Source organism: Aeromicrobium sp. UBA7512 (assembly GCF_002476985.1).
In the GTDB taxonomy this organism is placed as follows: domain Bacteria; phylum Actinomycetota; class Actinomycetes; order Propionibacteriales; family Nocardioidaceae; genus Aeromicrobium; species Aeromicrobium phoceense.
Genome location: NZ_DLNK01000004.1, coordinates 31,510 through 55,705, shown reverse-complemented (window position 1 = coordinate 55,705; position 24,196 = coordinate 31,510). Strand labels below are relative to the sequence as shown.

At 72.0% G+C, this 24,196-nt stretch carries 22 protein-coding genes; 15 read left to right on the top strand and 7 right to left on the bottom strand.

The window, feature by feature from the left end:
- Positions 1-70: 70 nt before the first annotated feature.
- From B2363_RS05895 to B2363_RS05865, 7 genes are all read left to right on the top strand, one after another.
- The gene (locus tag B2363_RS05895) at positions 71-3,442 is read left to right on the top strand and encodes an error-prone DNA polymerase (RefSeq protein WP_286929097.1); all 3,372 of its coding nucleotides are present in this window, start codon (positions 71-73) and stop codon (positions 3,440-3,442) included.
- Positions 3,443-3,464: 22 nt separating this feature from the next.
- The gene (locus B2363_RS05890) at positions 3,465-4,352 is read left to right on the top strand and encodes a GNAT family N-acetyltransferase (RefSeq protein WP_286929096.1); all 888 of its coding nucleotides are present in this window, start codon (positions 3,465-3,467) and stop codon (positions 4,350-4,352) included.
- Positions 4,353-4,595: 243 nt separating this feature from the next.
- The gene (locus B2363_RS05885; RefSeq protein WP_286929094.1) at positions 4,596-5,237 is read left to right on the top strand and encodes an NUDIX hydrolase; all 642 of its coding nucleotides are present in this window, start codon (positions 4,596-4,598) and stop codon (positions 5,235-5,237) included.
- Positions 5,234-6,478, top strand: a complete 1,245-nt coding sequence (gene nadA, locus B2363_RS05880) for a quinolinate synthase NadA (RefSeq protein ID WP_286929092.1) — start codon at positions 5,234-5,236, stop codon at positions 6,476-6,478. The genes B2363_RS05885 and nadA overlap by 4 nt, the downstream gene beginning before the upstream one ends.
- A gap of 1 nt (position 6,479) precedes the next feature.
- Positions 6,480-7,994 carry an L-aspartate oxidase gene (gene nadB, locus B2363_RS05875; RefSeq protein WP_286929091.1) on the top strand — a complete coding sequence of 505 codons (1,515 nt, stop codon included), beginning with the start codon at positions 6,480-6,482 and terminating at the stop codon, positions 7,992-7,994.
- Positions 7,987-8,823 (top strand): carboxylating nicotinate-nucleotide diphosphorylase, encoded by an 837-nt coding sequence (nadC, locus tag B2363_RS05870; RefSeq protein ID WP_286929090.1) that lies wholly within the window; start codon positions 7,987-7,989, stop codon positions 8,821-8,823. Before nadB ends, nadC begins: the two co-directional genes overlap by 8 nt.
- A complete protein-coding gene (locus B2363_RS05865; RefSeq protein ID WP_286929088.1) occupies positions 8,820-9,935 on the top strand; it encodes a cysteine desulfurase family protein in 1,116 nt (371 codons plus the stop codon). Before nadC ends, B2363_RS05865 begins: the two co-directional genes overlap by 4 nt.
- Before the next feature lie 16 nt (positions 9,936-9,951).
- On the opposite strand, the gene B2363_RS05860 is transcribed toward B2363_RS05865, so the two are convergent.
- Genes B2363_RS05860 through B2363_RS05850 form a run of 3 tightly spaced genes read right to left on the bottom strand, consistent with a single transcriptional unit; the run spans position 9,952 to position 12,887 of the window.
- The gene (locus B2363_RS05860; RefSeq protein WP_286929087.1) at positions 9,952-10,542 is read right to left on the bottom strand and encodes a hypothetical protein; all 591 of its coding nucleotides are present in this window, start codon (positions 10,540-10,542) and stop codon (positions 9,952-9,954) included.
- Between the two features lie 2 nt (positions 10,543-10,544).
- Positions 10,545-12,533, bottom strand: coding sequence for a DUF6571 family protein (locus B2363_RS05855; RefSeq protein WP_286929086.1), 1,989 nt, complete (start codon positions 12,531-12,533; stop codon positions 10,545-10,547).
- 9 nt (positions 12,534-12,542) lie between these two features.
- A complete protein-coding gene (locus tag B2363_RS05850; RefSeq protein ID WP_181756613.1) occupies positions 12,543-12,887 on the bottom strand; it encodes a hypothetical protein in 345 nt (114 codons plus the stop codon).
- 203 nt (positions 12,888-13,090) lie between these two features.
- On the opposite strand from B2363_RS05850, the gene B2363_RS05845 reads away from it, so the two are divergent.
- From B2363_RS05845 to B2363_RS05835, 3 genes are all read left to right on the top strand, one after another.
- A complete protein-coding gene (locus tag B2363_RS05845; protein ID WP_181756614.1) occupies positions 13,091-13,396 on the top strand; it encodes a WXG100 family type VII secretion target in 306 nt (101 codons plus the stop codon).
- A 63-nt stretch (positions 13,397-13,459) separates the two neighbouring features.
- On the top strand, positions 13,460-14,035 hold the full coding sequence (locus B2363_RS05840) for a DUF6318 family protein (RefSeq protein ID WP_181756615.1): 576 nt from the start codon (positions 13,460-13,462) through the stop codon (positions 14,033-14,035).
- A complete protein-coding gene (locus tag B2363_RS05835; RefSeq protein ID WP_286929082.1) occupies positions 14,005-14,964 on the top strand; it encodes a hypothetical protein in 960 nt (319 codons plus the stop codon). Before B2363_RS05840 ends, B2363_RS05835 begins: the two co-directional genes overlap by 31 nt.
- A gap of 27 nt (positions 14,965-14,991) precedes the next feature.
- Here the strand turns inward: B2363_RS05835 and B2363_RS05830 are convergent, their stop codons facing one another.
- Positions 14,992-15,228, bottom strand: a complete 237-nt coding sequence (locus tag B2363_RS05830) for an Lrp/AsnC ligand binding domain-containing protein (RefSeq protein ID WP_181756617.1) — start codon at positions 15,226-15,228, stop codon at positions 14,992-14,994.
- Positions 15,229-15,309: 81 nt separating this feature from the next.
- On the opposite strand from B2363_RS05830, the gene B2363_RS05825 reads away from it, so the two are divergent.
- The gene (locus B2363_RS05825) at positions 15,310-16,254 is read left to right on the top strand and encodes a thiamine-phosphate kinase (RefSeq protein ID WP_286929080.1); all 945 of its coding nucleotides are present in this window, start codon (positions 15,310-15,312) and stop codon (positions 16,252-16,254) included.
- Between the two features lie 30 nt (positions 16,255-16,284).
- Here the strand turns inward: B2363_RS05825 and B2363_RS05820 are convergent, their stop codons facing one another.
- The gene (locus tag B2363_RS05820) at positions 16,285-17,694 is read right to left on the bottom strand and encodes an amidase (protein ID WP_286929079.1); all 1,410 of its coding nucleotides are present in this window, start codon (positions 17,692-17,694) and stop codon (positions 16,285-16,287) included.
- Between the two features lie 111 nt (positions 17,695-17,805).
- Entirely contained in the window at positions 17,806-17,991 is a 186-nt protein-coding gene (gene rpmB / locus B2363_RS05815; protein ID WP_078701430.1) for a 50S ribosomal protein L28, read from the bottom strand.
- A 109-nt stretch (positions 17,992-18,100) separates the two neighbouring features.
- Between rpmB and B2363_RS05810 the strand changes: the two genes are divergently transcribed.
- From B2363_RS05810 to coaD, 4 genes are read left to right on the top strand one after another with little or no spacing between them, the layout of a single operon-like run.
- Positions 18,101-19,696 carry a DAK2 domain-containing protein gene (locus B2363_RS05810; protein ID WP_286929077.1) on the top strand — a complete coding sequence of 532 codons (1,596 nt, stop codon included), beginning with the start codon at positions 18,101-18,103 and terminating at the stop codon, positions 19,694-19,696.
- On the top strand, positions 19,693-21,870 hold the full coding sequence (locus B2363_RS05805) for an ATP-dependent DNA helicase RecG (RefSeq protein WP_286929076.1): 2,178 nt from the start codon (positions 19,693-19,695) through the stop codon (positions 21,868-21,870). Before B2363_RS05810 ends, B2363_RS05805 begins: the two co-directional genes overlap by 4 nt.
- Before the next feature lie 34 nt (positions 21,871-21,904).
- Positions 21,905-22,444 carry a 16S rRNA (guanine(966)-N(2))-methyltransferase RsmD gene (gene rsmD / locus B2363_RS05800; protein ID WP_286929075.1) on the top strand — a complete coding sequence of 180 codons (540 nt, stop codon included), beginning with the start codon at positions 21,905-21,907 and terminating at the stop codon, positions 22,442-22,444.
- Position 22,445: 1 nt separating this feature from the next.
- A complete protein-coding gene (gene coaD / locus B2363_RS05795; protein ID WP_181756623.1) occupies positions 22,446-22,922 on the top strand; it encodes a pantetheine-phosphate adenylyltransferase in 477 nt (158 codons plus the stop codon).
- Between the two features lie 12 nt (positions 22,923-22,934).
- On the opposite strand, the gene dinB is transcribed toward coaD, so the two are convergent.
- The gene (dinB, locus tag B2363_RS05790; RefSeq protein ID WP_286929074.1) at positions 22,935-24,125 is read right to left on the bottom strand and encodes a DNA polymerase IV; all 1,191 of its coding nucleotides are present in this window, start codon (positions 24,123-24,125) and stop codon (positions 22,935-22,937) included.
- Positions 24,126-24,196 lie beyond the last annotated feature (71 nt).

Genomic DNA, 24,196 nt, shown 5'->3' with positions numbered 1-24,196 from the left:
TGACGTTGGCGGGGTCGACACGCCGTGAGGGCCCCCGCGAACGTCACTGCCAGCGGTTCGGGAGGTCCTGATGGGCTGGAACAACCCTGACATCTCGTGGCGTGAGCTGGAGGCGCGGCTGTCGGGCCGGTGGCGCGACCCCGCGCAGCCGCTGCCCGACGGGGGTGACGGTCCGGCATTCTCGCGCAAGCGTGGGGCCTACCAGGCCCCCGAGGTGCCCGCCGCGCCCGATGCGGTGGTCCCGTACGCCGAGCTGCACTGCCACAGCAACCACAGCTTCCTCGACGGGGCGAGCCACCCCGAGGAGCTCGTGCGCGAAGCGGTGCACCTGGGGCTGTCGGCCCTCGCGCTCACCGACCACGACGGCTTCAGCGGCGCGGCCCGGTTCGCCGAGGCGGCCCAGCTGCACGGCCTCCGCACGGTCTACGGCGCCGAGCTGTCCCTGGGTCTGCCCGGTCCGCAGAACGGCGTCCCCGATCCCGAGGGCGACCACCTGCTGGTGCTGGCGCGCGGCGTGCAGGGCTACCACGCGCTGGCCTCGGCGATCACCGAGGCGAACCTCGCGGGCGACGAGAAAGGCAGGCCGGTCTACGACCTGACCGAGCTCGCCGAGCGGGGCCGCGACCACTGGGTCGTGCTCACCGGGTGCCGCAAGGGCTGGGTCCGGCGCGAGGGCATCGCGGGCCTGCACCGGCTCGTCGACCTGTTCGGGGGCGAGCACGTGGTCGTCGAGCTGACCGACCACGGCGGCCCCGGCGACGGACCCGCCAACGACGCGCTGGCCGGGTGGGCCGCCGACCTCGGCCTGCCCACCGTCGCCACCGGGAACGTCCACGCGGCTCGGCCCGCCGACGCCCGGCTGGCCCAGGCCTTCGCCGCGGTCCGGGCGCGTCGCAGCCTGGCCGAGCTCGACGGCTGGCTCGCCCCGCCGGCCTTCCTGCGCTCCGGTGCCGAGATGGCCCAGCGGTTCGCGCGGTGGCCCGGGGCGGTGGCCCGCTCGGTCGAGATCGCCGACGCGTGTGCCTTCGACCTGCGCAAGGCCTCGCCGCGGCTGCCGAAGCAGCAGGTGCCCCCGGGGCACACGCCGATGACGTGGCTGCGCGAGCTCGTGCGTCGCGGCGCCGACCGCCTCTACGCCGCCGACCGCGACACCGCCGAGGCCCGGCTCCAGCGCGAGCTGGCGGTCATCGAGGAGAAGGACTTCGCCGGGTACTTCCTCATCGTCCACGACATCGTGGCGTTCGCCCGCAGCCGCGGGATCCTGTGCCAGGGCCGGGGCTCGGCGGCCAACTCCGCGGTCTGCTACGCCCTCGAGATCACGGCGGTCGACTCGATCAAGTACGGCCTGCCCTTCGAGCGCTTCCTGTCGGCCACCCGCGACGAGGAGCCCGACATCGACGTGGACTTCGACTCCGACCGGCGCGAGGAGGTGATCCAGTGGGTCTACGACAAGTACGGCCGCCGCAACGCCGCCCAGGTCTGCAACGTCATCAGCTACCGGCCCAAGTCGGCCGTGCGCGACATGGCCCGGGCCCTAGGCCACTCGGTGGGCCAGCAGGACGCCTGGAGCAAGCGGATCGACTCGTGGTCGTCCGTCCGCACCGACGCGCCCGAGCAGGAGGCCGACGCGATCCCCGAGCCGGTGGTGCGCCTGGCCGAGCAGGCGATGAAGTCCCCGCGCCACCTGGGCATCCACTCCGGCGGCATGGTGCTCACCGAGCGCCCCGTCGGCGAGGTCGTCCCGATCGAGCGCGCCCGGATGGAGGGCCGCACCGTGCTGCAGTGGGACAAGGACGACTGCGCCTACATGGGCCTGGTCAAGTTCGACCTGCTCGGGCTGGGGATGCTCGGCGCCATCCAGCACACCTTCGACATCGTCGCCGAGCGCGTCGGCGAGCGGTGGAGCCTGGCCACGATGCCCAAGGAGGAGCAGGGCGTCTACGACATGCTGTGCCGGGCCGACTCGATCGGGGTGTTCCAGGTCGAGAGCCGGGCCCAGATCGGCACCCTGCCGCGACTGCGCCCGCGCCGGTTCTACGAGCTGGTCATCGAGATCGCGCTGATCCGCCCGGGCCCGATCCAGGGCGGCGCCGTGCACCCCTACATCCGGCGCAAGCTCGGCGAGGAGCCGATCACCTACCCGCACCCGGTGCTCGAGCCCGTGCTGGAGCGCACGCTGGGGGTCCCGCTGTTCCAGGAGCAGCTCATGCAGATCGCGATGGTGCTCGGCGGCTGCACCGGCGACGAGGCCGACCTGCTGCGCCGGGCCATGGGGTCCAAGCGGGGGATCGAGAAGATCGACCGTCTCCGCGACCAGCTGTACCGGGGGATGGCCGAGAAGGGGATCACCGGCGACCTCGCCGACGACATCTACGGGCGGATCCAGGCGTTCGCGAACTTCGGGTTCGCCGAGAGCCACGCGATCAGCTTCGCGCTGCTGGTCTACGCCAGCAGCTGGCTCAAGCTGCACCACCCGGCGGCGTTCCTGGCCGGACTGCTGCGCGCCCAGCCGATGGGGTTCTACTCGCCGCAGTCGCTCGTGGCCGACGCGCGACGCCACGGGGTCGAGGTCCGCCGTCCCGACATCGTGCGGTCGGGCGTCCACGCCGACCTCGAGCCGCTCAGCGACCCGACCGGTCCCACCGGCCGCGCGTCGTGTGCGCACCCCGACCAGCCGCCGGTGGGGGAGTTCGACCCCTCCGCCGCGCCCGACTTCGCCGAGCACCGGCGCGACGGTCACCACGCGGTGCGCCTCGGGCTGACCTCGGTGCAGGGGATCGGCTCGGCCGACGCCGAGCGGATCGTGGCCGCGCGCCAGGAGCGCCCCTTCGCCGACATGGCCGACGTGGTGCGGCGGTGCGGTCTCAGCCGGGCCCAGCAGGAGCAGCTGGCCACCGCCGGCGCCTTCGACGACTTCGGCCTCACCCGGCGCCAGGCGATCTGGAACGCGGGCTACACCGACGGCCAGGACAAGCTGCCCGGCACGGCCATCGTGGCGCCGCCGCCGATGCTGCCGGGGATGAGCGACGTCGAGCTGACGCTCGCCGATCTCGAGTCGACGAAGATCTCGCCGAGCGAGCACCCGTTCGCGCACCTGCGCGCCATGCTCGACGCGGCGGGAATCCTGGCCGTGAGCTCCTTGGCCGATCACGAATCGGACCGAAGGATCAAGGTGGCAGGACTGATCACCCACCGCCAGCGGCCGTACACCGCCGGAGGTGTCACGTTCCTCAACCTCGAGGACGAGACCGGGATGCTCAACGTGGTGGTGTTCGACGCCGTGTGGCAGCGGCACCGCACCGTGGCGCGGTCCAGCGCCGCCGTGGTGATCCGGGGCCGCCTCGAGCACCAGCAGGGCGCGGTCAACCTCGTCGCCGAGACCCTCGAGCGGCTGATCGACCCGGCGGTGCCGAGCGGCCACCGGTCCCGCGACTATCGCTGAGCGCTCGCCTAGGGTCGGGTCCATGGAGATCCGCAGACTGACCGAGGACGACCGCGACGCGCTGGTCGCCGTGCGACTTCCGGCATTCGGGACATCGACGCTGGGCGGCGACCGGGTCGAGCACCCGGCGTACGAGCGCTGGGGGCTGTTCGTCGACGGGCGGCTCGCGGCCACCACCACGCGCAAGCCGTACGCCTCGTGGTTCGGAGGGCGCGAGGTGCCGACGTGCGGCGTCGGCGGCGTCGCGATCGCGCCGGAGTTCCGCGGCCGTGGGCTGCTGCGTCCGCTGATGGAGCGCCTGCACGACGACGCCCGCTCGCAGGGGGACGTCATCGCCACGCTGTTCGCCAGCGCCCCCGGGATCTACGCGAGCCTGGGGTACCGGACGGTCGGCGCGATGGACACGATCGAGGTCGACGCGCCCACCCTGCACCGGTTCGAGCGGCGGCACGAGCTGAGACGGGCGACCACGGACGACGTGCCGACGCTCCAGCGGATCTACGCCGAGTGGGCCGGTCGCCACGACGGTCCGCTCACCCGCACGTCGGTGGAGTTCGACCACGACGCGTGGCTGGACGACGCCACGGGAGTCACCCTGGCGCTCGACGAGGGCGGTCGTGCCGTCGCGTACGGCGCCTGGAACCGGTCCGCGGGGGTCGGCGGGGACGCCCACGTCGAGGTCGAGGACCTCGTGTGGACCGACGGCGCGGCGCGCGACTCGCTGCTGTGGATGTTCGGCACCTTCTCGAGCGTGACCCCGACGATCCGCTTCGACACCTCGGGCACCGAGCTGACGGACGTCCTGCCCGAGCACCGCGTGCGCGAGCACCGTCCCTACGACCTGCTCGTCCTGCAGCCCGAGGCGTTCGAGCCGCCGTCGGGCCCGGTGCTCATCCGCGACTACTTCTGACCCGGGCCCGTCGTCTCGATACGCCGGCTCGTTCCTCGCCGTGATACTTGACCACCGGCTTTCGTTCCTCGCTGTTCTGCTCGACCACCGGCGATCGAGTAGCGGGCGAGCGCAGCGAGACTGGGGGCACCTCCCGCTTGCGGGGGAGTTTCGAGATCATCGGACGACCACGACTCGGGACTTAGGGTTGACATGACCATAACTACCCCTTAGTGTCGCATTGACCCTAAGGAGGTGGGTGTGATGGAGCAACGCATCGAGCTGGCCGTGTCCACGGTGATCTTCGCGCTGCGCCCGCACCCCACCACGGGGCGCGACACGCTGTGGCTGCCGCTGGTCAAGCGCATCCGCGAGCCGTTCCTCGGCCAGTGGGCGCTGCCCGGTGGCCCTCTCAAGCCGGCCGAGGACCTCGTCACGTCGGCGCGCACCACCCTGCGCCGCACCACCGGGCTCGAGCCGTCGTACCTCGAGCAGCTCTACAGCTTCGGCGGCATCGACCGCTCGCCCGACCGGGTCGTCTCGATCGTCTACTGGGCGCTCGTGCGGCCCGACGAGGACGCGCGGGCGATCGACGGCGAGAACGTGGAGTGGTTCGTCGCCGACGAGGTTCCCGCCCTGGCCTTCGACCACAACGCGATCGTCACGTACGCGCTCGACCGCCTGCGCGCCAAGATCGCCTACTCCGACATCGCGCACGCGTTCACGGGCGAGGAGTTCACGATCGCCCAGCTGCGCGAGGTGCACGAGGCCGTCCGCCAGGTTCGCCTCGATCCCGCCAACTTCCGCCGTCAGGCACTCGCCCACCCGCGCATCGTCGCCACGGGCCGTCACGTCACCGGCACCAGCCACCGGCCGCCGGCGCTCTACCGACTGGAGACAGCATGACCCTCTCGATCAACGACCTCATCGTCACGGCGCCCGGCGACACGTGCGACGCCGAGCTGGCGAAGCAGCCGTGGGAGTTCGACCGGTTCCCGGGCTACGGTCCGGGCGCGTCGGAGGACGACGTCATCCCGGCTCCGGTCACCCGCCCGGGCCAGCTGCCCGCGGCGTACCAACGCATGCCGGAGGCCGAGCTGCACGCCCGCATCCGTGCCGCCAAGGAGACCCTGGGCGACCGCCTGGTCATCCTCGGGCACTTCTACCAGCGCGACGAGGTCGTTCAGTACGCCGACTTCGTGGGCGACTCCTTCCAGCTGGCCAACGCGGCGCTGACCCGCCCCGACGCCGAGGCGATCGTCTTCTGCGGCGTGCACTTCATGGCCGAGACGGCCGACATCCTGGCCCGTCCCGAGCAGCGCGTCATCCTGCCGAACCTCGCGGCGGGCTGCTCGATGGCCGACATGGCTGACGAGGAGTCGGTCGAGGCCGCCTGGGAGGCGCTGACCGAGTTCTACGGCGACGACGACACCGTCCCGGTCACGTACATGAACTCGTCGGCCGCGCTCAAGGCGTTCTGCGGCCGCCACGGCGGGATCGTGTGCACCTCGTCCAACGCCTCCACCGTGCTGGAGTGGGCCTTCGAGCAGGGCCGCCGCGTGCTGTTCTTCCCCGACCAGCACCTCGGCCGCAACACCGGCAAGGCCATGGGCGTGCCGCTGGAGCAGATGCCGATGATCAACCCGCGCCGTCCCGGTCTCGGGGTGGAGGAGGACGTCCTGCGCGACGCCCGCGTGCTGCTGTGGCCGGGGTTCTGCTCGGTGCACAAGCGCTTCACCGTGGCCCAGATCGAGCAGGCCCGCGCCCAGCACCCGGGCGTCCGCGTGATCGTCCACCCCGAGAGCCCCATGGCCGTGGTCGACGCCGCCGACGCCGCCGGGTCGACCGACGCGATCAGGAAGTTCGTCGCCGCGGCGCCCTCCGGCTCGGTCATCGCGATCGGCACCGAGATCAACCTCGTCAACCGGCTGGCGGCCGAGCACCCCGACAAGACGGTCTTCTGCCTCGACCCGGTCGTGTGCCCCTGCTCGACGATGTACCGGATCCACCCGGGCTACCTCGCGTGGGTCCTCGACGGCCTGGTCGAGGGCGAGGTCCGCAACGAGATCGTGGTGACCGACGACGTCGCCGTCCACGCCAAGGTCGCGCTCGAGCGGATGCTCGCCGCCCTCCCGAAGGCCGACTGACATGACGCACGTCGTCGTCGTGGGCAGCGGCGTCGCGGGACTGACCACGGCGCTCGAGCTCGTCTCCCGTCCGGGCGTCGAGGTGACGCTCGTGGCCAAGGCTCGGCTCGACCAGTCCAACACCGCCGTCGCCCAGGGTGGCGTGGCGGTGGTGACCTCGCCCGAGGACACCGTCGCGTCCCACGTCGCCGACACGCTCGTCGCCGGGGCCGGCCTGTGCGAGGAGGACGCGGTGGAGGTGCTGTGCGCCGACGGGCCCTCCGCGGTGGCCGCGCTCATCCGGCGCGGTGTGCCGTTCGACCGGGCCGGCGGGAAGCTGGCCCTCGGGCTCGAGGCCGCGCACTCCCACGAGCGGATCCTGCACTCCGGCGGCGACGCCACCGGTGCGGCGATCGCCTCCGCCCTCATCGCCCGGCTCGCCGACTCACCGGTCGCCGTCCGTGAGAACGCCACGGTCGTCGACGTCGTGGTCGAGTCCGGCCGCGCCACCGGCGTGCGCCTCCTCGGCGGCGAGTTCCTGGCCGCCGACGCCGTGGTCCTGGCCACCGGAGGCGCGGGGCAGCTGTTCCCGTGCACCACCAACCCCGCCGTCGCGACGGCCGACGGCGTGGCGATCGCCCTCCGCGCTGGTGCCGTGGTCGCCGACCTCGAGTTCCACCAGTTCCACCCCACGTCGCTGGCCACCCCGGGGAACCACCTGGTGTCCGAGGCGGTGCGTGGCGAGGGCGCGGTCCTCGTCGACGCCACGGGCCACCGCTTCATGACCGACGTGCACCCCGACGCCGAGCTGGCGCCGCGCGACGTGGTGGCCCGGGGGATCGCCGAGCAGATGCAGCGTCAGGGCGGGGCCCCCGTGCGGCTCGACGCCACGCGGCTGGGTGCACGGTTCCTGGCCGAGCGCTTCCCGACGATCGACGCCGTCGTGCGGTCGCAGGGCCTCGACTGGTCGCGCGACCCGATCGAGGTCACGCCTGCCGCGCACTACGTCATGGGAGGCGTGCGCACCGACGTCTGGGGCCGCACCAGCGTCCCCGGCCTGTACGCCGTGGGCGAGGTCGCGTGCAGCGGACTGCACGGCGCCAACCGGCTGGCGTCGAACTCGCTGCTCGAGGGCGCGGTCTACGGCAGCCGCGTCGGCGAGGCGATCCTCGGTCGCGCCGAGGTGCAGTCGGCCTTCGGCGGCGCGTGGGCCGAGCCGATCGAGCTGGACGTCGAACCGGGCGACGAGGCGTTCGGGCGCACCGATCTCCAGCAGCTCATGTGGGACTCGGCCGGGCTGTCGCGCGACCGTGCCGGCCTCGCTGACGCGGCCGCGGTGCTGGCGGACTGGGCGCCGCCGGCGCCGATCGACGCCAAGTCCGCCGAGGACGCGAACCTGTGGTGGGTGGCCCGCGCGGTGGTCGCCAGCGCCCTGGCCCGCGAGGAGTCGCGCGGGGGGCACTTCCGCCGCGACTTCCCCGGGGCGGAGCCCGGTGAGGCGCGCCACTCCACGCTCGTGGCGGTGCGCCATGCTTGAGCGCCGCCAGATCCTGCGCGTCGTCGAGGCCGCCCTCGACGAGGACGCCCCGCACGGCGACCTCACCTCCGAGGTCTTCGTCCCGCGCGACGCCACCGCGACTGCCGACCTCGTGGCCCGCGAGCCGGGTGTCTTCGCCGGCGGCGAGGTCGTCGAGGTCGCGATGACCGCCCTGGACCCTCGGGCGGAGGTCACGCTTCACCTCCGGGACGGGGCGCGCTTCGCCGCCGGCGACCGCCTGGCCACGGTGCGCGGCAACGCGCGCGCCGTGCTGCGCGGCGAGCGCATCGCGCTGAACCTCGTGCAGCGAATGTGTGGCATCGCCACGCTCACCGCCGCCTACGTGGAGACCGCGGGACCCGGTGTGCGCGTGGTCGACACCCGCAAGACCACGCCGGGCCTGCGCGCGCTCGAGCGCCACGCCGTGCGGTGCGGCGGCGGCCACAACCACCGCTTCAGCCTGTCAGACGCCGTCATGGCCAAGGACAACCACCTGGCGCTCGTCGACGACGTCACGGCCGCCATCCGCGCGGCCCGCGAGCAGCTGCCGCACACCACCCACCTCGAGGTCGAGGTCGACCGGCTCGACCAGATCGAGCCCGTGCTGGCCGGGGGAGTGGACACGATCATGCTCGACAACTTCGCGCTCGACGACCTGCGCCGTGGGGTGGAGCTGGTGGCCGGTCGGGCTCTCGTCGAGGCCTCGGGCGGCGTCGACCTCAGCACGATCGCGGAGATCGCGAAGACGGGCGTCGACGTCATCAGCGTCGGGGCGCTGACGCACTCGGTCAGCAACCTCGACCTCGGCCTGGACGTGCGGCTCTCGTGATCTACCTCGACCACGCCGCCACGTCGCCGGTGCGCCGCGAGGTGCTGGAGGCGATGTGGCCGTTCCTGACCCGCGACTTCGGCAACCCGGCCAGTCACCACGAGGTCGGGGCCACCGCGCGCCGGGCTCTCGACGACGCGCGCCGTCGCGTGGCCACGGTGCTCGGGGCCCGGTCCGGTGAGGTCACGTTCTGCAGTGGCGGCACGGAGTCCGACAACACGGCCATCAAGGGCATCGCCCTGGCCGACCCGCGCGGACGTCACGTCGTGGTCAGCGCCGTGGAGCACCCGGCAGTGCTGGAGTCCGCCGCCTGGCTCGGCCGGCTCGGGTTCGAGGTCACGGCGCTGCCCGTGGACGCCGACGGGCTCGTCGATCCGGATCATCTCGGCGCGGCCCTGCGCGACGACACCACCCTCGTGAGCATCCAGTACGCGAACAACGAGGTCGGCACCGTCCAGCCCATCGCCGCGCTGTCGGCCGTCGCCGCCGAGCGGGGCGTCCCGTTCCACACCGACGCGGTGCAGGCGGCCGGCTGGCTCGACCTCGACGCGCGCGCCCTCGGCGTCACCGCGGTGAGCCTCAGCGGGCACAAGCTCGGCACGCCCAAGGGCGTCGGGGTGCTGTGGGTCGACCGGCGCCAGGCGTGGGAGCCGCTCGTGCACGGCGGTGCGCAGCAGGACGGCCGGCGCTCCGGCACCGAGGACGTCGCCGGCGCCGTCGGCATCGCCACCGCGCTCGAGCTCGGCCACGGCGATCCGGTGGAGGTCGCCGCGCGACGGGATCGCTTCGTCGCGCTGGTGGAGGAGCTCGTCCCGGGCGCGGAGCTCACCGGCCACCGCGAGCACCGCCTGCCGGGTCACGCGTCGTTCGTCCTCACCCAGTCACCCCGTAGCGGCGAGTCGATCCTGGTCGACCTCGACGCGCGGGGAATCGTCACCTCGAGCGGCTCGGCGTGTGCCGCCGGCAGCGACGAGCCCAGCCATGTGCTCACGGCGATGGGTCACGACCGCGAGACCGCCCAGACCGCGGTGCGCTTCACGTTCGACGCCTCGGTGGACGACGAGGCGCTCCAGACCGCGGCCGAGGAGTTCGCTCAGGTGGCGAAGGCCTGACTCAGCCCTGCCCGACTCAGCCCTGGGCGCGCTGCACGGCCTGCGGCAGCAGCTCGGCCGCGGAGACCGACGGCTCGCCCTCGCCGACGTGGTCGACGGTGACCACGACGGCCGTGTCGTCGTCGGCCGGGGCGTAGACGCGCTCGGTGGTCTGCGGGCCCTCGGACGTGTCCTGGACTGTGCGGAACCCGATGGCGCCGTCGGGCAGGCCCTCGATGCGCTCGAAGCTCCCGTTCGGGATCTCCGCGGTCAGGCACTCGGTGATGGCCGCGTCGACCTGGTCGATCGTGGGGTCGATCGTGGTCTGGTTCTGCGCGGGTCCCTGCAGCGACGACCTGACCTGGTCGCCGTCGGCGAGGACGTAGAGGGCGCTGACGTCGTCGGAGTCGGTGATCGTGAGGTTGTACTCGCCCTCCATCGCGGCGCAGTTGGTCCGCGTGAGGACCGATCGGTCGTCGGTGGTGACCTTCTCGACCTCGGGCAGGTCCTCGCGCTGAAGCAGCGTGGCGGGCACGTCGTCGCGGTCGGTGCCGCCCTCGGGCTCCTCGTCGGCGCAGCCCACCAGGAGGGCGGCGGCCGCGACGGCGCCGATCAGCAGTCGTCGCACCGTCACTCGCCCGCCGGCCCGTAGTACTCGAGGAACTCGTCCCGGTAGGGGCCCTCGAGGTCGTTGTTCGACGCGTAGGAGCTGACGCCCGACATCGCGGACTGGGCGTAGCTGGACATCTCGTCGGCCGGGATGTCGCCGGCGTTGATGAGCCGCCCGTTCTCGAAGAAGCTGTCGGGCACCTCGTCGCGGGGGATGACGCCGGACTCGACCAGAGCGAGGTAGGCCTGGATCTTGACCCGGTTCGTGCCGGCCGCGGCACGGTCGTTGGCGTTGTCCGTGGCAGCCGCACCCTCGGAGGTGAAGGCGTCGCCGCCGGCGTCCTTGCCCAGGTCGACCGCCTGGCTGTAGCCGAAGTCGATCAGCTTGCTGCCCCAGTCGCCGACGACGTCGGCCCCGGGCAGCGGGACCATGCCCGCGGCGTCGCCGACGAGGTCGATGAAGGCCTGGCGCTGGGCGTCGCGGCTCTCGGCGCCCTCGATCTCGACCTGGCCCACGGAGTACTCGGCGAAGCCCTGGAGGGCGGCCGAGCGCTGGAGGACGTCGCGCAGCTGCATGCGCAGGTCGGGATCGTCGGGGTTGGCCTCGAGCGCCGCGGCGATGTTGTTGACCTGCGTCTGCTGGTAGGCGCCCGTGCCCTCGGCGATGCTCTGCATGCCGTCGGGCGTGCCCAACGCCACCTGCATGAGGGAGTCGAGGTCGTCGCTGAACAGGATCGGGTAGTGCTCGAACGTGCCCAGGTTGTCGATCGTGAGGCTCTTGGAGCCGCCGTCGCCGTCCTCGTTCGGGAAGCGCAGCGCGGTGTCGACCGCCGGCATGTAGAACTTCAGCAGGTCGGCGATGTGCGGCGACGCGGCCTTGGCGTCCTCGGGGTTGAAGCCGTCGCTGTTCGCCACCTGGTCGAGGAAGCGCGAGACCAGGCCGGTGGTGGCCTCGGCATCGCTGGTGAGGTTGGCCTCGGAGGTGCCGATGCCCTCGACGGCGTGCGAGATGCCGCCGTAGCCGTCGGCCTTCCACTCGCGGTCGTTGAAGTAGTAGGTCTGGCGGTTCCAGCCGTCCTCGGTGGGCTCGGTGAAGAAGGTCAGGCCGGCCTCGGGGTTCTCCCCGAAGTTGTGCATGATCGCGGCCATCGGGTCGTCGTACCAGCCGTCGTACTCGTCCTTCGTCGGCAGCGGACCGTGACCGTTGTGGTTGTACCAGTCCTGCGCGGTGAGCGGGCCGTCCTGCGCCATGCGCTCGAACCCGTCGAGCGTGCGCGCCGCGCCGAGCAGGAAGTCGTCGTCGTAGGTGGTGTCCTGCATGAGGTACGTGAGGATGTTGGCGCCGTTCATCCCCATGCCGTACTCCTCGGAGAAGGCCTGCTGCTCCTCGTCGGTGAGCAGGGGAGCGCAGCTGTACCGCACGATCTCCTCGCCGAACGACTCGGCGGGGAAGCCGGGCGCGTTGGAGGCGGTGGACAGGCCGGTGCGGAACTCCTCGGCCAGCGAGGTGTACTTCTCGGGGTCGGCGACGCCGCCATAGCCCATCGCCGAGGAGATGTTCGCCATGAAGCCGACGGTGCCGTCGGGCCCGAGCTCGGTGAACATCGCCGCCATGACGTCGGGATCCTCGTTCCACGTCTCCAGCAGGCCGGCGATGTGGTCGAGGTCCTCCTCGTCGGAGTTGGCATCGATGTCGGCGGCCGCCGAGGCGAGCTCCTGGCCGAGCATCTCCTTGACGCTGGAGAGCGTGTCGCTGGTGACGGAGTAGGTGGCCGAGCCGGTGCCCTCGCGGTCGAGCAGGATCGCGAGGTCGCGCCGGGTGGTGAGGTCCTCGAGGTGGTCGTCCAGCCAACGGGTCTTCTTGCCCAGGGAGCTGTCGGACAGGCTCGGCAGGCCGATCGGGGAGGCGGATCGCGCGACGGCGGCCTGCGACTGGACCTCGGTGGAGAGGTCCTGCATCGCGGTGATCGCCGCGCCGATCTCGTCGATCTTGATCGTGACGGTGGTCATGAGGGCCTCTCAGTACATGCTCTGCATGCGCCACTGGCGGGGCCAGTTGTTGCCGCGCCAGTCGTTCTCGGGCACCTTGTCGGGCTCGGAGCCGATGCGGGCCTGGATCGTGGAGACGGCGTCGTCGAAGGCCTCGGGGATGCCGGTGCACTGCTCCTTGAGCTCGGCGATCCAGGAGTCGGCCTCGGTGCAGACCCAGCCGCCGTTGGCGAGCGGGTTCGCGATCGCGTCGAGCGGTGACCCGTAACCGGAGTAGACGTTGTTCCCGCACGTCGTCACGGTGGTCTTCGCCGACTGCAGCGTGTTGCGGAACAGGTTCGGCTCGGTCTTGTCCTCGGTGTCTTCAGGTGTCATCGTTTCCCCCGGCGATGGTTGCTTCGGCGTGGCCCAGCGTAGCGCCGATCGCCGACGCCGTCAGCCCGACGTGGTCACAACGGGCTATGGCCAATGGTCGGGTAGGGCTGCCATCGGGCGATCTGTCCGATACGCTCGTGGCCAGCATCCTGGTCCCTGCGTTCGAATAAATCGGGGGACGAACTCACGAAGGAGACAAACCCATGGTGCAAGCTCGGATCGAAGATCTCTACGCGCTGTACAACACGCTCAACAAGTCGATGCAGGAAACGGACACGATGATCACCAACGTGGACTCGTCCCTGAATCAGGCGAACGAGGAGTGGCAGTCCACCGGCGCCAAGGAGTTCAACGAGGCCTGGATCCAGTTCAAGCAGGCGCTGACGCAGCTGTGCCAGGCGTTCTCGAACGCCGGAACCGACGTCGCCTTCCAGCACAACAAGTTCGCCGAGGGCGCGAAGGAAGCCGATCAGCACCCCGTGCTGACGCCCCTTCAGTCGCCTCGCTGACCTGACCTCGACGCCCGGCTCCCTCGTGGGGCCGGGCGTCTCGGTTCGTGCCGAAGGAGTTCCATGCGCCAGACCCTCGCCGGTGCTGCCCTCGTGCTGACGCTCGGCCTGACCGCCGCGTGCGGCAGTGACGACAGCGACCCCGCGGACCCGAAGCCCAGTGCCTCGGCCACGACCTCCGCGCCCACCACGGAGGCGGCGTGGTCCGCCGACGTCAAGCCGCAGCGACCCGCGGACGAGCAGTCCGAGGCCGGCGCGCTGGCGTTCGCCGAGTTCGCCGCCGACACGGTCTTCTACATGATGGCCACCTCGGACGTGCCCGCCCTGACCGAGATCGCCGAGCTCGGCGCCTGCGAGACCTGCCGTGAGTGGGCCGACAACCACGACAACGGCAAGATCAACAAGCAGTCGATCCTGTCGGGCCCGGTCACCTACGAGTTGGCCGAGAAGCCCGTGATCAACGACGATGTCTTCTACCAGGTGAAACTGGCCATGGACGTGCCGGCGGGCAAGTCCGTGGTCACCACCGACGGCGAGAAGAAGACGACGAGAATCGACGCGGCCAAGGCACTGCCCTTCACGGCCGATCTTCAGTGGAAGGACGACCAATGGGTGCTGCTGCGCTACCAACTGGGCTGACCTCGTTCGCGCGCCGCGTCGGTGCGCTCCTGTCCGCCACGGTCCTGCTCGCAGGCCTCGTGGCAGCGCTCCAACTGTCCACCGCTGCGCCCGCGGCGGCCGACGACTGCCCCGGTGGATGGGGCGGCGAGGCCGGCTCCGGCGGCGTCGACGTCTGCGGCTCCGAGGGCGGCGAGCAGGGCAACCCGGGCAATGGGGGAGGCGGCGGTGGTGGCGCCATCAGCGTGCCCGTGCCGTGGACGCAGCGCGTCTACGTTCCCTACTGCAGCATCAACTCCGTGACCGCCACCGGTCGGGGCGTGGATGATTACGAGACGATCGCCGACGTCGCGTGCACGGGCTTCTCCTCAGGGTGCCCCGAAGGAGATTTCCGGTACTGGGCCTTCGAACGCCGGATGGGCGCCGACAACCTCGCCATCGACGAGCAGTTCTCCCGAGGGGGCGTCGCCTGTCGCGGCTCGGACGACCCCGACGAGAGCCAGCCCCCGACGATCACCACCGAGGACATCATGGAACGAGCCCTGGCTCTCGCGCCGACGCCCACGTTCGTGATCGAGCCGGCCGAGCGGTCCTACGTCAACATCCCGACGAACTTCGCCGCGGAGGCGCAGGCCACCACCGTCACTGTCGACATCCTCGGCCTCCAGATCCCGGTGGAGTTCACCCCGGGCACGGTGTCCTGGTCGTTCGGTGACGGTCGCTCGGGCAGCGGCGTCGGCATCGAGGGCGCCTCGGTCGGCCAGTCTGGCGCGGTCGAGCACGCCTACGCCCGTTCGGGTGCGTTCGACGTGTCCGTGTCGGTCGCGTACGACGTTCGCATCACGACGCCCGCCGGCACGATCGACCTGCCGGCCCCGATCGACCGAACCTCGGCCCCGCAGAACCTCGAGGTCGGCGAGATCCAGTCGGTCGTCACCGAGGTCGACTGACCCTCGCGGACTCAGGTCCGCGAGGGATCAGATCCGCACGACGGGGCAGGTCAGCGTGCGGGTGATGCCCGGCACGCGCTGGATCTGCGAGACCACCAAGGTGCCGAGCTCGTCGACCGAGGGGCCCTCGGCCCGCACGATGACGTCGTAGGGACCGGTGACGTCCTCCGACAGCGCGACCCCCTCGATCTGGGCGATCGCGGCGGCGACGTCGGCGGCCTTGCCGACCTCGGTCTGCACGAGGATGTAGGCGTGAACGGCCATCGGGGAACCTGCTTTCTTTCGGCCCGGGACACGCTATCGCAGTCGCCTCGGTCCGACGCGGTCGGCTGAGACAATGACCCTGTGAGCGAGCAGACGATTGCGGAACTGGGCGAGTTCGGGCTGATCGACCTCGTCAGGGGGCGACTCGGCACCAGCGACTACGTGCTGGTGGGTCCGGGGGACGACGCCGCGCACATCGCCACGGCCGACGGCACCTACGTGACCGCGACCGACATCCTCGTCGAGGGACGCCACTTCCGCCGCGACTGGTCCACCGCCGCCGACATCGGGCGCAAGGCCGTCGCCGCGAACCTCTCCGACATCAACGCCATGGGTGGCGTGGCCACGGCCCTGCTGGTCGCCTTCGCGGCACCGGGCGACCTGCCGGTCTCCTGGGTCGCCGACCTCGTCAAGGGGATGGTCGAGGAGTGCGACAAGGTCGGCGCCAAGATCGTCGGCGGCGACATGTCGGCCGCCGAGCAGGTCATCCTGTCGATCACCGCCCTCGGCGATGCCGAGCGTCCGGTCACCCGCGCGGGCGCGAAGCCCGGCGACCAGGTCGCCTACGCCGGCACCCTCGGGCTCGCCTCGGCCGGGTACGGCGCGCTGAGCCGCGGCTTCCGGTCGCCCAAGGCGGCCGTCGACGAGCACCGCGCACCCCACCCTCCGTACGCGGCGGGTCCCGCGGCCGCCGCCGCCGGTGCGACCTCGATGATCGACATCAGCGACGGGCTGCTGGCCGACCTCGGCCACGTGGCGCGCGCGAGCAAGGTCGCCATCGACCTCGACCCTGCCGCCTTCACGGTCCTCGACGCCGTGCAGACGGTGGCGGGAGCGCTCGGCGGCGTCGACCCGCTCACGTTCGTGCTGACCGGCGGCGACGACTACGCGCTGGCCGCCACCTTCGCGGCCGGGGCGACCCTGCCCGACGGCTGGACGAAGATCGGCACGGTCGGCGCAGGGGAGGGCGTCACCGTGGCCGGCGCCCCGTACGAGGGCGGCACCGGCCACAAGCACTGGACCTGAGTGCTTGAAGCCGAGGGGTGACCTGAGGCGTCAGTCCTGGATCCGTGCGAACGGCGACGCCGCCTCCAGCTCGAAGGCGAGCTCGAGCAGCGTGCGCTCGTCGCCGTGGTCGGCCGAGAAGTGCAGGCCCAGCGGCAGGTCGTTCGAGGTACGACCCAACGGCAGGCTGATCGCCGGGCCGCCCGAGGCGTTGTTGAGAGGTGTGTACGCCACGTAGGTGCGCAGGCGCTCGAACGCCTCCGTGAACTCGACGCCCGGGTCGAGCCAGCCCAGCTCGGGCGTGGCGTGTCCGAGCGTGGGGCTCAGGACGACGTCCCAGTCCGCGAAGATCTCGCTGTACGACTGCGCCGACCGCTTGAGCGCCCTGATCGCGCCCGGGGTGCGCCAGAAGCTGCGGATGAACGCCTGGGCCAGGCCGCGGGTGAACGGATCGACCTTGCTGCGGTCGAAGTCGCGGGAGACGACGAATCGGCCGGCGTAGTCCAGGGAGAAGGCGATCGTGCGCCAGTACTGGACGAAGTGGCGCTCGAAGGCCGCGTCGACGGGGATCGGCATCTCGACAACCACGTGCCCCAGGGAGGCGACGAGCTCGGCGACTCGGCGCAGCTCGCGCGCGCTGTCGGCGTCGAGCGGCACGCCGTTGAGCGTCTCGGTCACGAGGCCGACCCGCAGCCGGCGCGCCGAGGGACCCTCGACCAGGCCGACCCGCGGAAGGCGGGGGACCGGGCGGTACCTCTCGGCGGCGGCCAGGAACACGGCGGTGTCACGCACGCTGCGCGTGAGGACGCCGTTCGCCACGATGTCGAGCGGGGCGTCCTTCATCTCCTTGGCCGGGGCCAGGCGGTTGCGCGTGGTCTTGAGGCCCACGAGCCCGCACGCCGCGGCGGGGATCCGGATGGAGCCGCCGCCGTCGTTGCCGTGGGCGATCGGCACGGCGCCCGCGGCGACGAGGGCCGCCGAGCCACCCGACGAGGCGCCGGAGGAGTAGGCCGGGTTCCACGGGTTGCGGGTCGGCTCGCGGTCGACGAACTCGGTGGAGGCGGTCAGGCCGAAGGCCGGAAGGGTGGTGGCGCCGACGACGGTGACGCCGGTGGAGAGGAACTGCTCGGTGAACTCCTCGTGGGACTCCGCCGGCTCGGGCGGCACCGCCGCGGAGCCCTGCTGGGTGGGCAGGCCCTTGTAGTCGGTGTTGTTCTTGATGAGGCTCGGCACGCCGGCGAGGGGTCCGCCGTCTCCGGAGACGTCCTCGGCGCGGATCGTGGCCCGGGCCCGGTCGTCGTGGCTGATCCCGTTGAGGACCGGATTCACCCGGTCGATGCGGGCGAGGGCGGCCTCGAGGACCTCGGTGCGGCTGGCCTCGCCCGAGGCGATGAGCTGCGCCACGGCGACGGCGTCGTGATCGGCGAGGACGTCGTCGGTGAAGGCGTGGATTCGGGTCACTCCGCGAGGATAGACCGACGCGGGGTGCGGCGCCGACGATGCGCGAGGGCCGGGCAGAAACGAACAACGGCGGCCCGAGGGCCGCCGTTGTTCACGAAAGATCTGAGCGTCTCAGCGCGAGACCTTGCCGGCCTTCAGGCAACCGGTGCAGACGTTGAGCCGCTTCGGGGTGCCCTCGACGACGGCGCGGACGCGCTGGATGTTCGGATCGAAACGACGCTTGGTGCGTCGGTGCGAGTGGGACACGTTGTGGCCGAAGCCCGGTCCCTTGCCGCACACATCGCAGACGGCTGCCACGGCGACCACTCCTGAACTCGTTCGGGGGAAAAATACAACCTCTCGAGCATACCTGACGCGACACGACCAGCGCGAATCGAGTCCGGCGTCGGCCCGATAGTCTCGACCCATGGCCCTGCGGATCGACACCGAGCGCTTCGACGCGTGGGCCCGGCTGTGCACCGAGATGCTGGCCGTCGCGCGGGACGAGATCGACGCCATGAACGTCTTCCCGGTCCCCGACAGCGACACCGGCACGAACGCCTACTTCACCTTCGTCTCCGGCGTCGAGGCCATCGACGCGCTGCCGGCCGAGCGGTCGTCGGTCGACGTCATGCGCGCCTTCGCCGAGGGCCTGCTGATCGGAGCGAGGGGCAACTGCGGCACGATCCTGGCCGAGCTGGTGCTCGGCAGCTTGCGCGTCCTGCGCGAGTGCCTCGACGGACTCAGCTCCCACGACATCGCCGACGCGCTCGAGGCCGCCTCCACGGCCGCCTACGCCGCGGTGGGCCGCCCGCAGGAGGGCACGATCCTCACGGTGGCGGCGTCGGCGGCGCGGGCGGCGCGCGAGGCCGCGTCCACGGAGGACGACCCGCGGCGCGTGTTCGACGTGGCCGCCGGGGCGGCCCGCGAGGCGCTCGCGCTCACGCCCACGCAGTTCGAGAGGCTCGCGCGGGCTGGGGTCGTCGACGCCGGCGGTCGCGCGCTCGTGGTCGTGCTCGACTCCGTCGCCTTCGCGCTCACCGGCCGCGCGCCCACGCCGCGGTCCGCGACCGTCCCGGTGCCGATCGTCGAGCCCGGGTCCGACCTCGGCGAGGACGGGCCCTCGTACGAGGTGATGTACCTGCTGCGCACCGCCGACGACCGGATCCCCGGACTCCGCGACGCGCTCGAGCCGCTCGGCGACTCGCTGGTCGTGATCGGTGGCGAGGGGCTGTGGAACGTGCACGTGCACGTCGACGACGTGGGCGCGGCGATCGAGGCCGGCATCGCGGCCGGCTCGCCGTTCCGCATCTCCGTCACGCACTTCGCCGAGCAGATGGCCCGTCCCGTCGCGCCGGCGGGCGGTCGCGTGATCATCAGCGCGGTCACCGGTCCCGGCCTGGCCGAGCTCACCGAGCGGGCGGGTGGCACCGCGCTGCACTTCTCGCCCGGCTCGTCCCTCACGGTCGCCCAGGTCGCGGACGCCATCGCCGACAGCGGCGCCGACGAGGTGATCCTCCTGCCCAACCGCGCCGGTCACATCGCGATGTTCGAGGCGGCCGCATCCGCGGCACGTGACGCCGGCGCCCGGGTCGCCGTGCTGCCCACCACCGTGCAGGTCCAGGCGCTCACGGCCCTCGCGGTCCACGATCCGGGCCGTCCCTTCGACGTGGTGGTCGTGGCGATGTCGAACGCCGCGGGCGCCACCCGGCACGGTGCCGTCACGATCGCCGTCGAGGACGGCATCACGATGGCGGGCCCGTGCTCGGCCGGTGACGTGCTCGGCGTGGTCAACGGCGACTTCGCGATCATCGGGTCCTCGCAGGTCGACGTCGCGTTCGAGGTGCTGCAGCGCCTCGATCTCGCGACCGCCGAGATGGTCACCCTCGTCACCGGACGCGACTGCGACCCCGCCACGAGCGAGCGGATCGCCGCGCGGGTCCAGCAGGAGGCGCCGCACGTCGACGTCGAGACGATCGACGGCGACCAGGGCACCTACCCGCTCTTCCTGGCGGTGGAATGACCGCGATCGACTTCGACACCCGCCTGTCCAAGGTGGTGGGGGACTCGGCCAAGAAGCTGGAGAAGGCGTTTGGCCACCGCACCGTCGGCGACCTGCTGCGCCACTTCCCGCGCCGGTACATCGACCTGGAGCACCCGGACTCGTTCAACGAGCTCGAGGAGGGCCAGGTCGTCGCGTTCGTCGCCACGGTGCTGGACGTCAAGAAACTCTCGTTCCGCAGCAACCCGCGCAAGTTCCGCGTCGTGGTGACCCTGTCGGACGGCAAAGCCACGATGGAGGCGGTGTTCTTCAACCAGTACGTCGTCTCCAAGACGCCCGTCGGCAGCCAGCAGCTGCTGTCGGGCGAGGTCTCGGTCTACCAGGGACGGCTGCAGCTGGCGTCGCCCCACATGCGCGAGCTGCCCGAGGGCAAGACCCTCGCCGACCTCGGTCGCGGCGGCGGCGCCCTGCCGATCTATCCCGCGGGCGGTGGGCTCACCACGTGGGACGTCGAGCGAGCCGTCCAGGTGGCGCTCGACGTCGTCGACGTCTTCCCCGAGCCGATCCCCGAGCAGGTCCGCAGCGAGCGCGGCCTGCTCGACGCCCCCACGGCCTATGAGTACATCCACCGCCCGCGCAAGCGCGCCGACTGGGTGTTCGCCCAGACCCGGCTGCGCTTCGAGGAGGCCTTCGAGGTCCAGGCGGTCTTCGCGCGCCGCCGCACCGACTCGCAGCAGCGGCGTGCACTCGCGCGGCCCGGTCGCGGCGACGGGATCCGGGTGGCGTTCGAGCAGCGGCTGCCGTTCCAGCTCACGGCGGGCCAGGCGCAGGTGGCGGGGGAGATCGACCAGGACCTGGCCGACACGCACCCGATGCACCGGCTCCTGCAGGGTGAGGTCGGCTCGGGCAAGACGATCGTCGCCCTGCTCGCCATGCTCCAGGTCGTCGACTCCGGGGGACAGGCCGCGCTGCTGGCGCCCACCGAGGTGCTGGCCACCCAGCACCACCGCAGCATCGAGCGGATGCTCGGCGACCTCGCGAAGGGCGGCATGCTCGGCGGCGCCGACGAGGCCACGCGCGTGCGCCTGCTCACCGGCTCGATGGGGGCGAAGGCCCGCCAGCAGGCACTCCTCGACATCGTGTCGGGCGAGGCCGGGATCGTCGTGGGCACCCACGCGCTGCTGGAGGAGACGGTGAAGTTCGCCGACCTCGGACTCGTGGTGATCGACGAGCAGCACCGCTTCGGCGTCGAGCAGCGCTCGGCGCTCTCCGACCGGGCGGCCGCGGCCGACGGCGTGAGCCCCCACGTCCTCGTCATGACCGCCACGCCCATTCCGCGCACGATCGCGATGACCGTGTTCGGCGACCTCGAGGTCTCCACGCTGCGCGAGCTGCCCGCGGGCCGCCAGCCGATCCAGAGCAACGTCGTGCCCGTGGCGGAGCAGCCCACGTGGCTCGAGCGCGCGTGGCAACGCGTGCACGAGGAGGTCGCGCGCGGGCGCCAGGCCTACGTCGTGGTCTCGCGGATCGGCGAGGCCGTCGCGGAGGACGACGTCGAGCCGCCCGAGGACGACGACGAGGAGCAGAAGCGGCCCACGGTCGGCCTCGTCGAGCTGGCCGAGGCGCTCGAGCAGGGGCCCCTCGCCGGCCTGCGGGTCGGCCGCCTGCACGGTCGCATGGCCGCCGACGAGAAGGACGCGGTGATGTCGGCCTTCGCCGCGGGCGACGTCGACGTCCTCGTGGCCACGACCGTGGTGGAGGTGGGCGTCGACGTCCCCAACGCCACGATGATGATCGTGATGGACGCCGACCGCTTCGGCGTCTCGCAGCTGCACCAGCTGCGTGGCCGGGTGGGCCGTGGCTCCGAGCCGGGGCTGTGCCTGCTAGTCACGGGGTCGCCCGCCGGCACCCCGGCCCGCGAGCGCCTCGCCGCCGTGGCCGCCAGCACCGATGGCTTCGAGCTCTCGAAGCTCGACGTCGAGCTGCGTCGCGAGGGCGACGTGCTGGGTGCGCGCCAGTCCGGTGTCCGGTCGAGCCTGCGGCTGCTGTCGGTCGTGCGCGACGAGCAGGTCATCGCCGACGCGCGCGACGCCGCCGTGGCCGCGCTGGCATCGGGCGACGTGCCGCCCGACCTCGAGGCGTCGATCCGCCGGCTCGAGGAGTCCGAGCGCGCCGACTACCTGGAGCGGGCATGAGCGAGCACCAGCGGCGGATCGGTGGGCTGGCCGCATGACGCGGATCATCGCCGGGCGGTGGGGAGGCCGCCGCATCACGACGCCAGCGGGCGACGGCACCCGCCCCACCTCCGACCGCGTGCGCGAGTCGGTGTTCGCCTCCCTGAACTCGCTGCTGGGCGGCTTCGACGGACTCCGGGTCCTCGACCTGTTCGCCGGCTCGGGGGCGCTCGGGCTCGAGTGCGTCTCGCGCGGGGCCGCGCACGCCGACCTCGTCGAGTCCGACGCGCGCGCCGCGCGCACGATCCAGCGCAACGTCACCGAGCTGGGCGCGTCGGCGCGCGTGCACCGCGTCACGGCCCAGCGCTACGTGGCTGCGAACAGCGGCCCGTGGGATCTCGTGTTCCTCGATCCTCCGTACGCCGTGCCCACCGAGGAGGTGGCGTCGATCGTCGCCGCGCTGCGCCCCTCCCTGGTGGAGGACGCCGTCGTGGTGGTCGAGCGCTCGAGCCGCGACGAGTTCACGTGGCCCGAGGGGTTCGACGCGCTGCGGGACAAGTCCTACGGCGAGACGCGCCTTTGGTACGGTCACTGACATGACGCGCGTGGTGTGCCCCGGCTCCTTCGACCCCATCACGAACGGCCATCTCGACATCATCGAGCGAGCCTCGTTCCTGTTCGACGAGGTCGTCGTGGTCGTGCTGGTGAACGAGAGCAAGGCGGGGCTCTTCCCGATCGAGCGCCGCATCGAGCTGATCGCGGAGGCGACCTCCGAGCTGGAGAACGTCACGCTCGACTCCTACGCCGGACTGCTCGTCGACTACTGCGCGCAGAACGACGTCCAGGCCATCGTCAAGGGCCTGCGCGCCGTCTCGGACTTCGACTACGAGCTCCAGATGGCCCAGATGAACGGGAACCTGACGGGGATCGACACGGTCTTCATCCCCACCTCGCCGGACTACACGTTCATCGCGTCAAGCCTGGTCAAGGAGGTCGCGCGCCACGGCGGCGACGTCAACGGCCTTGTGCCCAAGCACGTGATGAACGCCCTCGACGCGGCCTTCGGGCACTGACCCCCTGACCCGTCACTGCACGGGCGACCGAGGCTCCCAGCCGCGCCCGAGGTGACTCCCTCTCCGGACCGCGGCGTTCCCGAACCGCGCGGCGACGCGATCGAGGGTCTGGTCGAGCACGGGATCGGCCTCGTCGTCGAGCGGCAGCACGAGCTGGGCGCCGTGGTCGTCGAGTCCCGACAGCGCGACGCCCACCAGCGTGATGCCGTCCCGCTCGATGTCGGCCCGGCGCGACGCCAGCAGGGCGCGGGCGACCTCGGAGATCACCGAGGTGCTCTCGGTGGGCCGGGGGAGCGTGCGCGAGGACGTGGAGCGACGGAAGTCACCGAACCGCAGCCGGATCGTGACGGTCGCGGCGGTCCGGCCCGCCCGGCGCATGCGGCGTCCGACCTTGTCGCACAGCGCGAGCAGCGCGAGGTCGGCCTCGGCGAACGAGGCACGGCCCAGCGCGTGCTGCGCCCCGATCGACCGGCGTGAGGGGCCGGGCTCGACCCGGCGGGCGTCGTGCCCGTTCGCGAGCGCGTGGAGGTGGTGACCCGCGGCGCGCCCGACGATCGCGGACAGCTCGCCGGGGGTCAGCCGCGCGACGTCCGCCACCGTGCGCAGGCGGGCGGCGTGCAGCTTCGCCGCGGTGATGTCGCCCACGCCCCACAGCCGCTCGACGGGCAGTGCGTGCAGGAACTCCAGCTCGCCGTCGACCGGTACGACCAGCAGCCCATCGGGCTTGGCGAGCGTGCTGGCGACCTTGGCGAGGTAGGGAGTGCGGGCGAGGCCCACGGAGATCGGCAGACCCGTCTCGTCCTGCACCCGGCGCCGCAGCTCGCGTGCGATCGGCAGGGCGGGCCCCCGGAGTCGGCGCAGCCCGGAGACGTCGAGGAACGCCTCGTCGATCGACAGCCCACGGACGAGGGGAGTGGTGTCGCGGAAGATCGCGAAGACGGCCTTGCTGGCCGCGACGTAGGCGTCGAAGCGCGGGGGCACGACCACCGCCTCGGGGCACAGCCGCAGCGCCTGGCGGCCGCCCATGGCCGTGCGCACGCCCCGCGCCCGGGCCTCGTAGGAGCCCGACAGGACGACCCCACCGCCGACGATCACCGGGCGCCCGCGCAGGGAGGGGTCGTCGCGCTGCTCCACCGACGCGTAGAACGCGTCGAGGTCGGCGTGGAGGATCGACCCGAACCGGTCCTCGTCCTTGGCCTCCATGGGGCCAGCGTCCCACCCGGGACCGACGCTTCCGGTGTCGCTTCTCCCGGCCGGTCGGCCATGATGAGGAG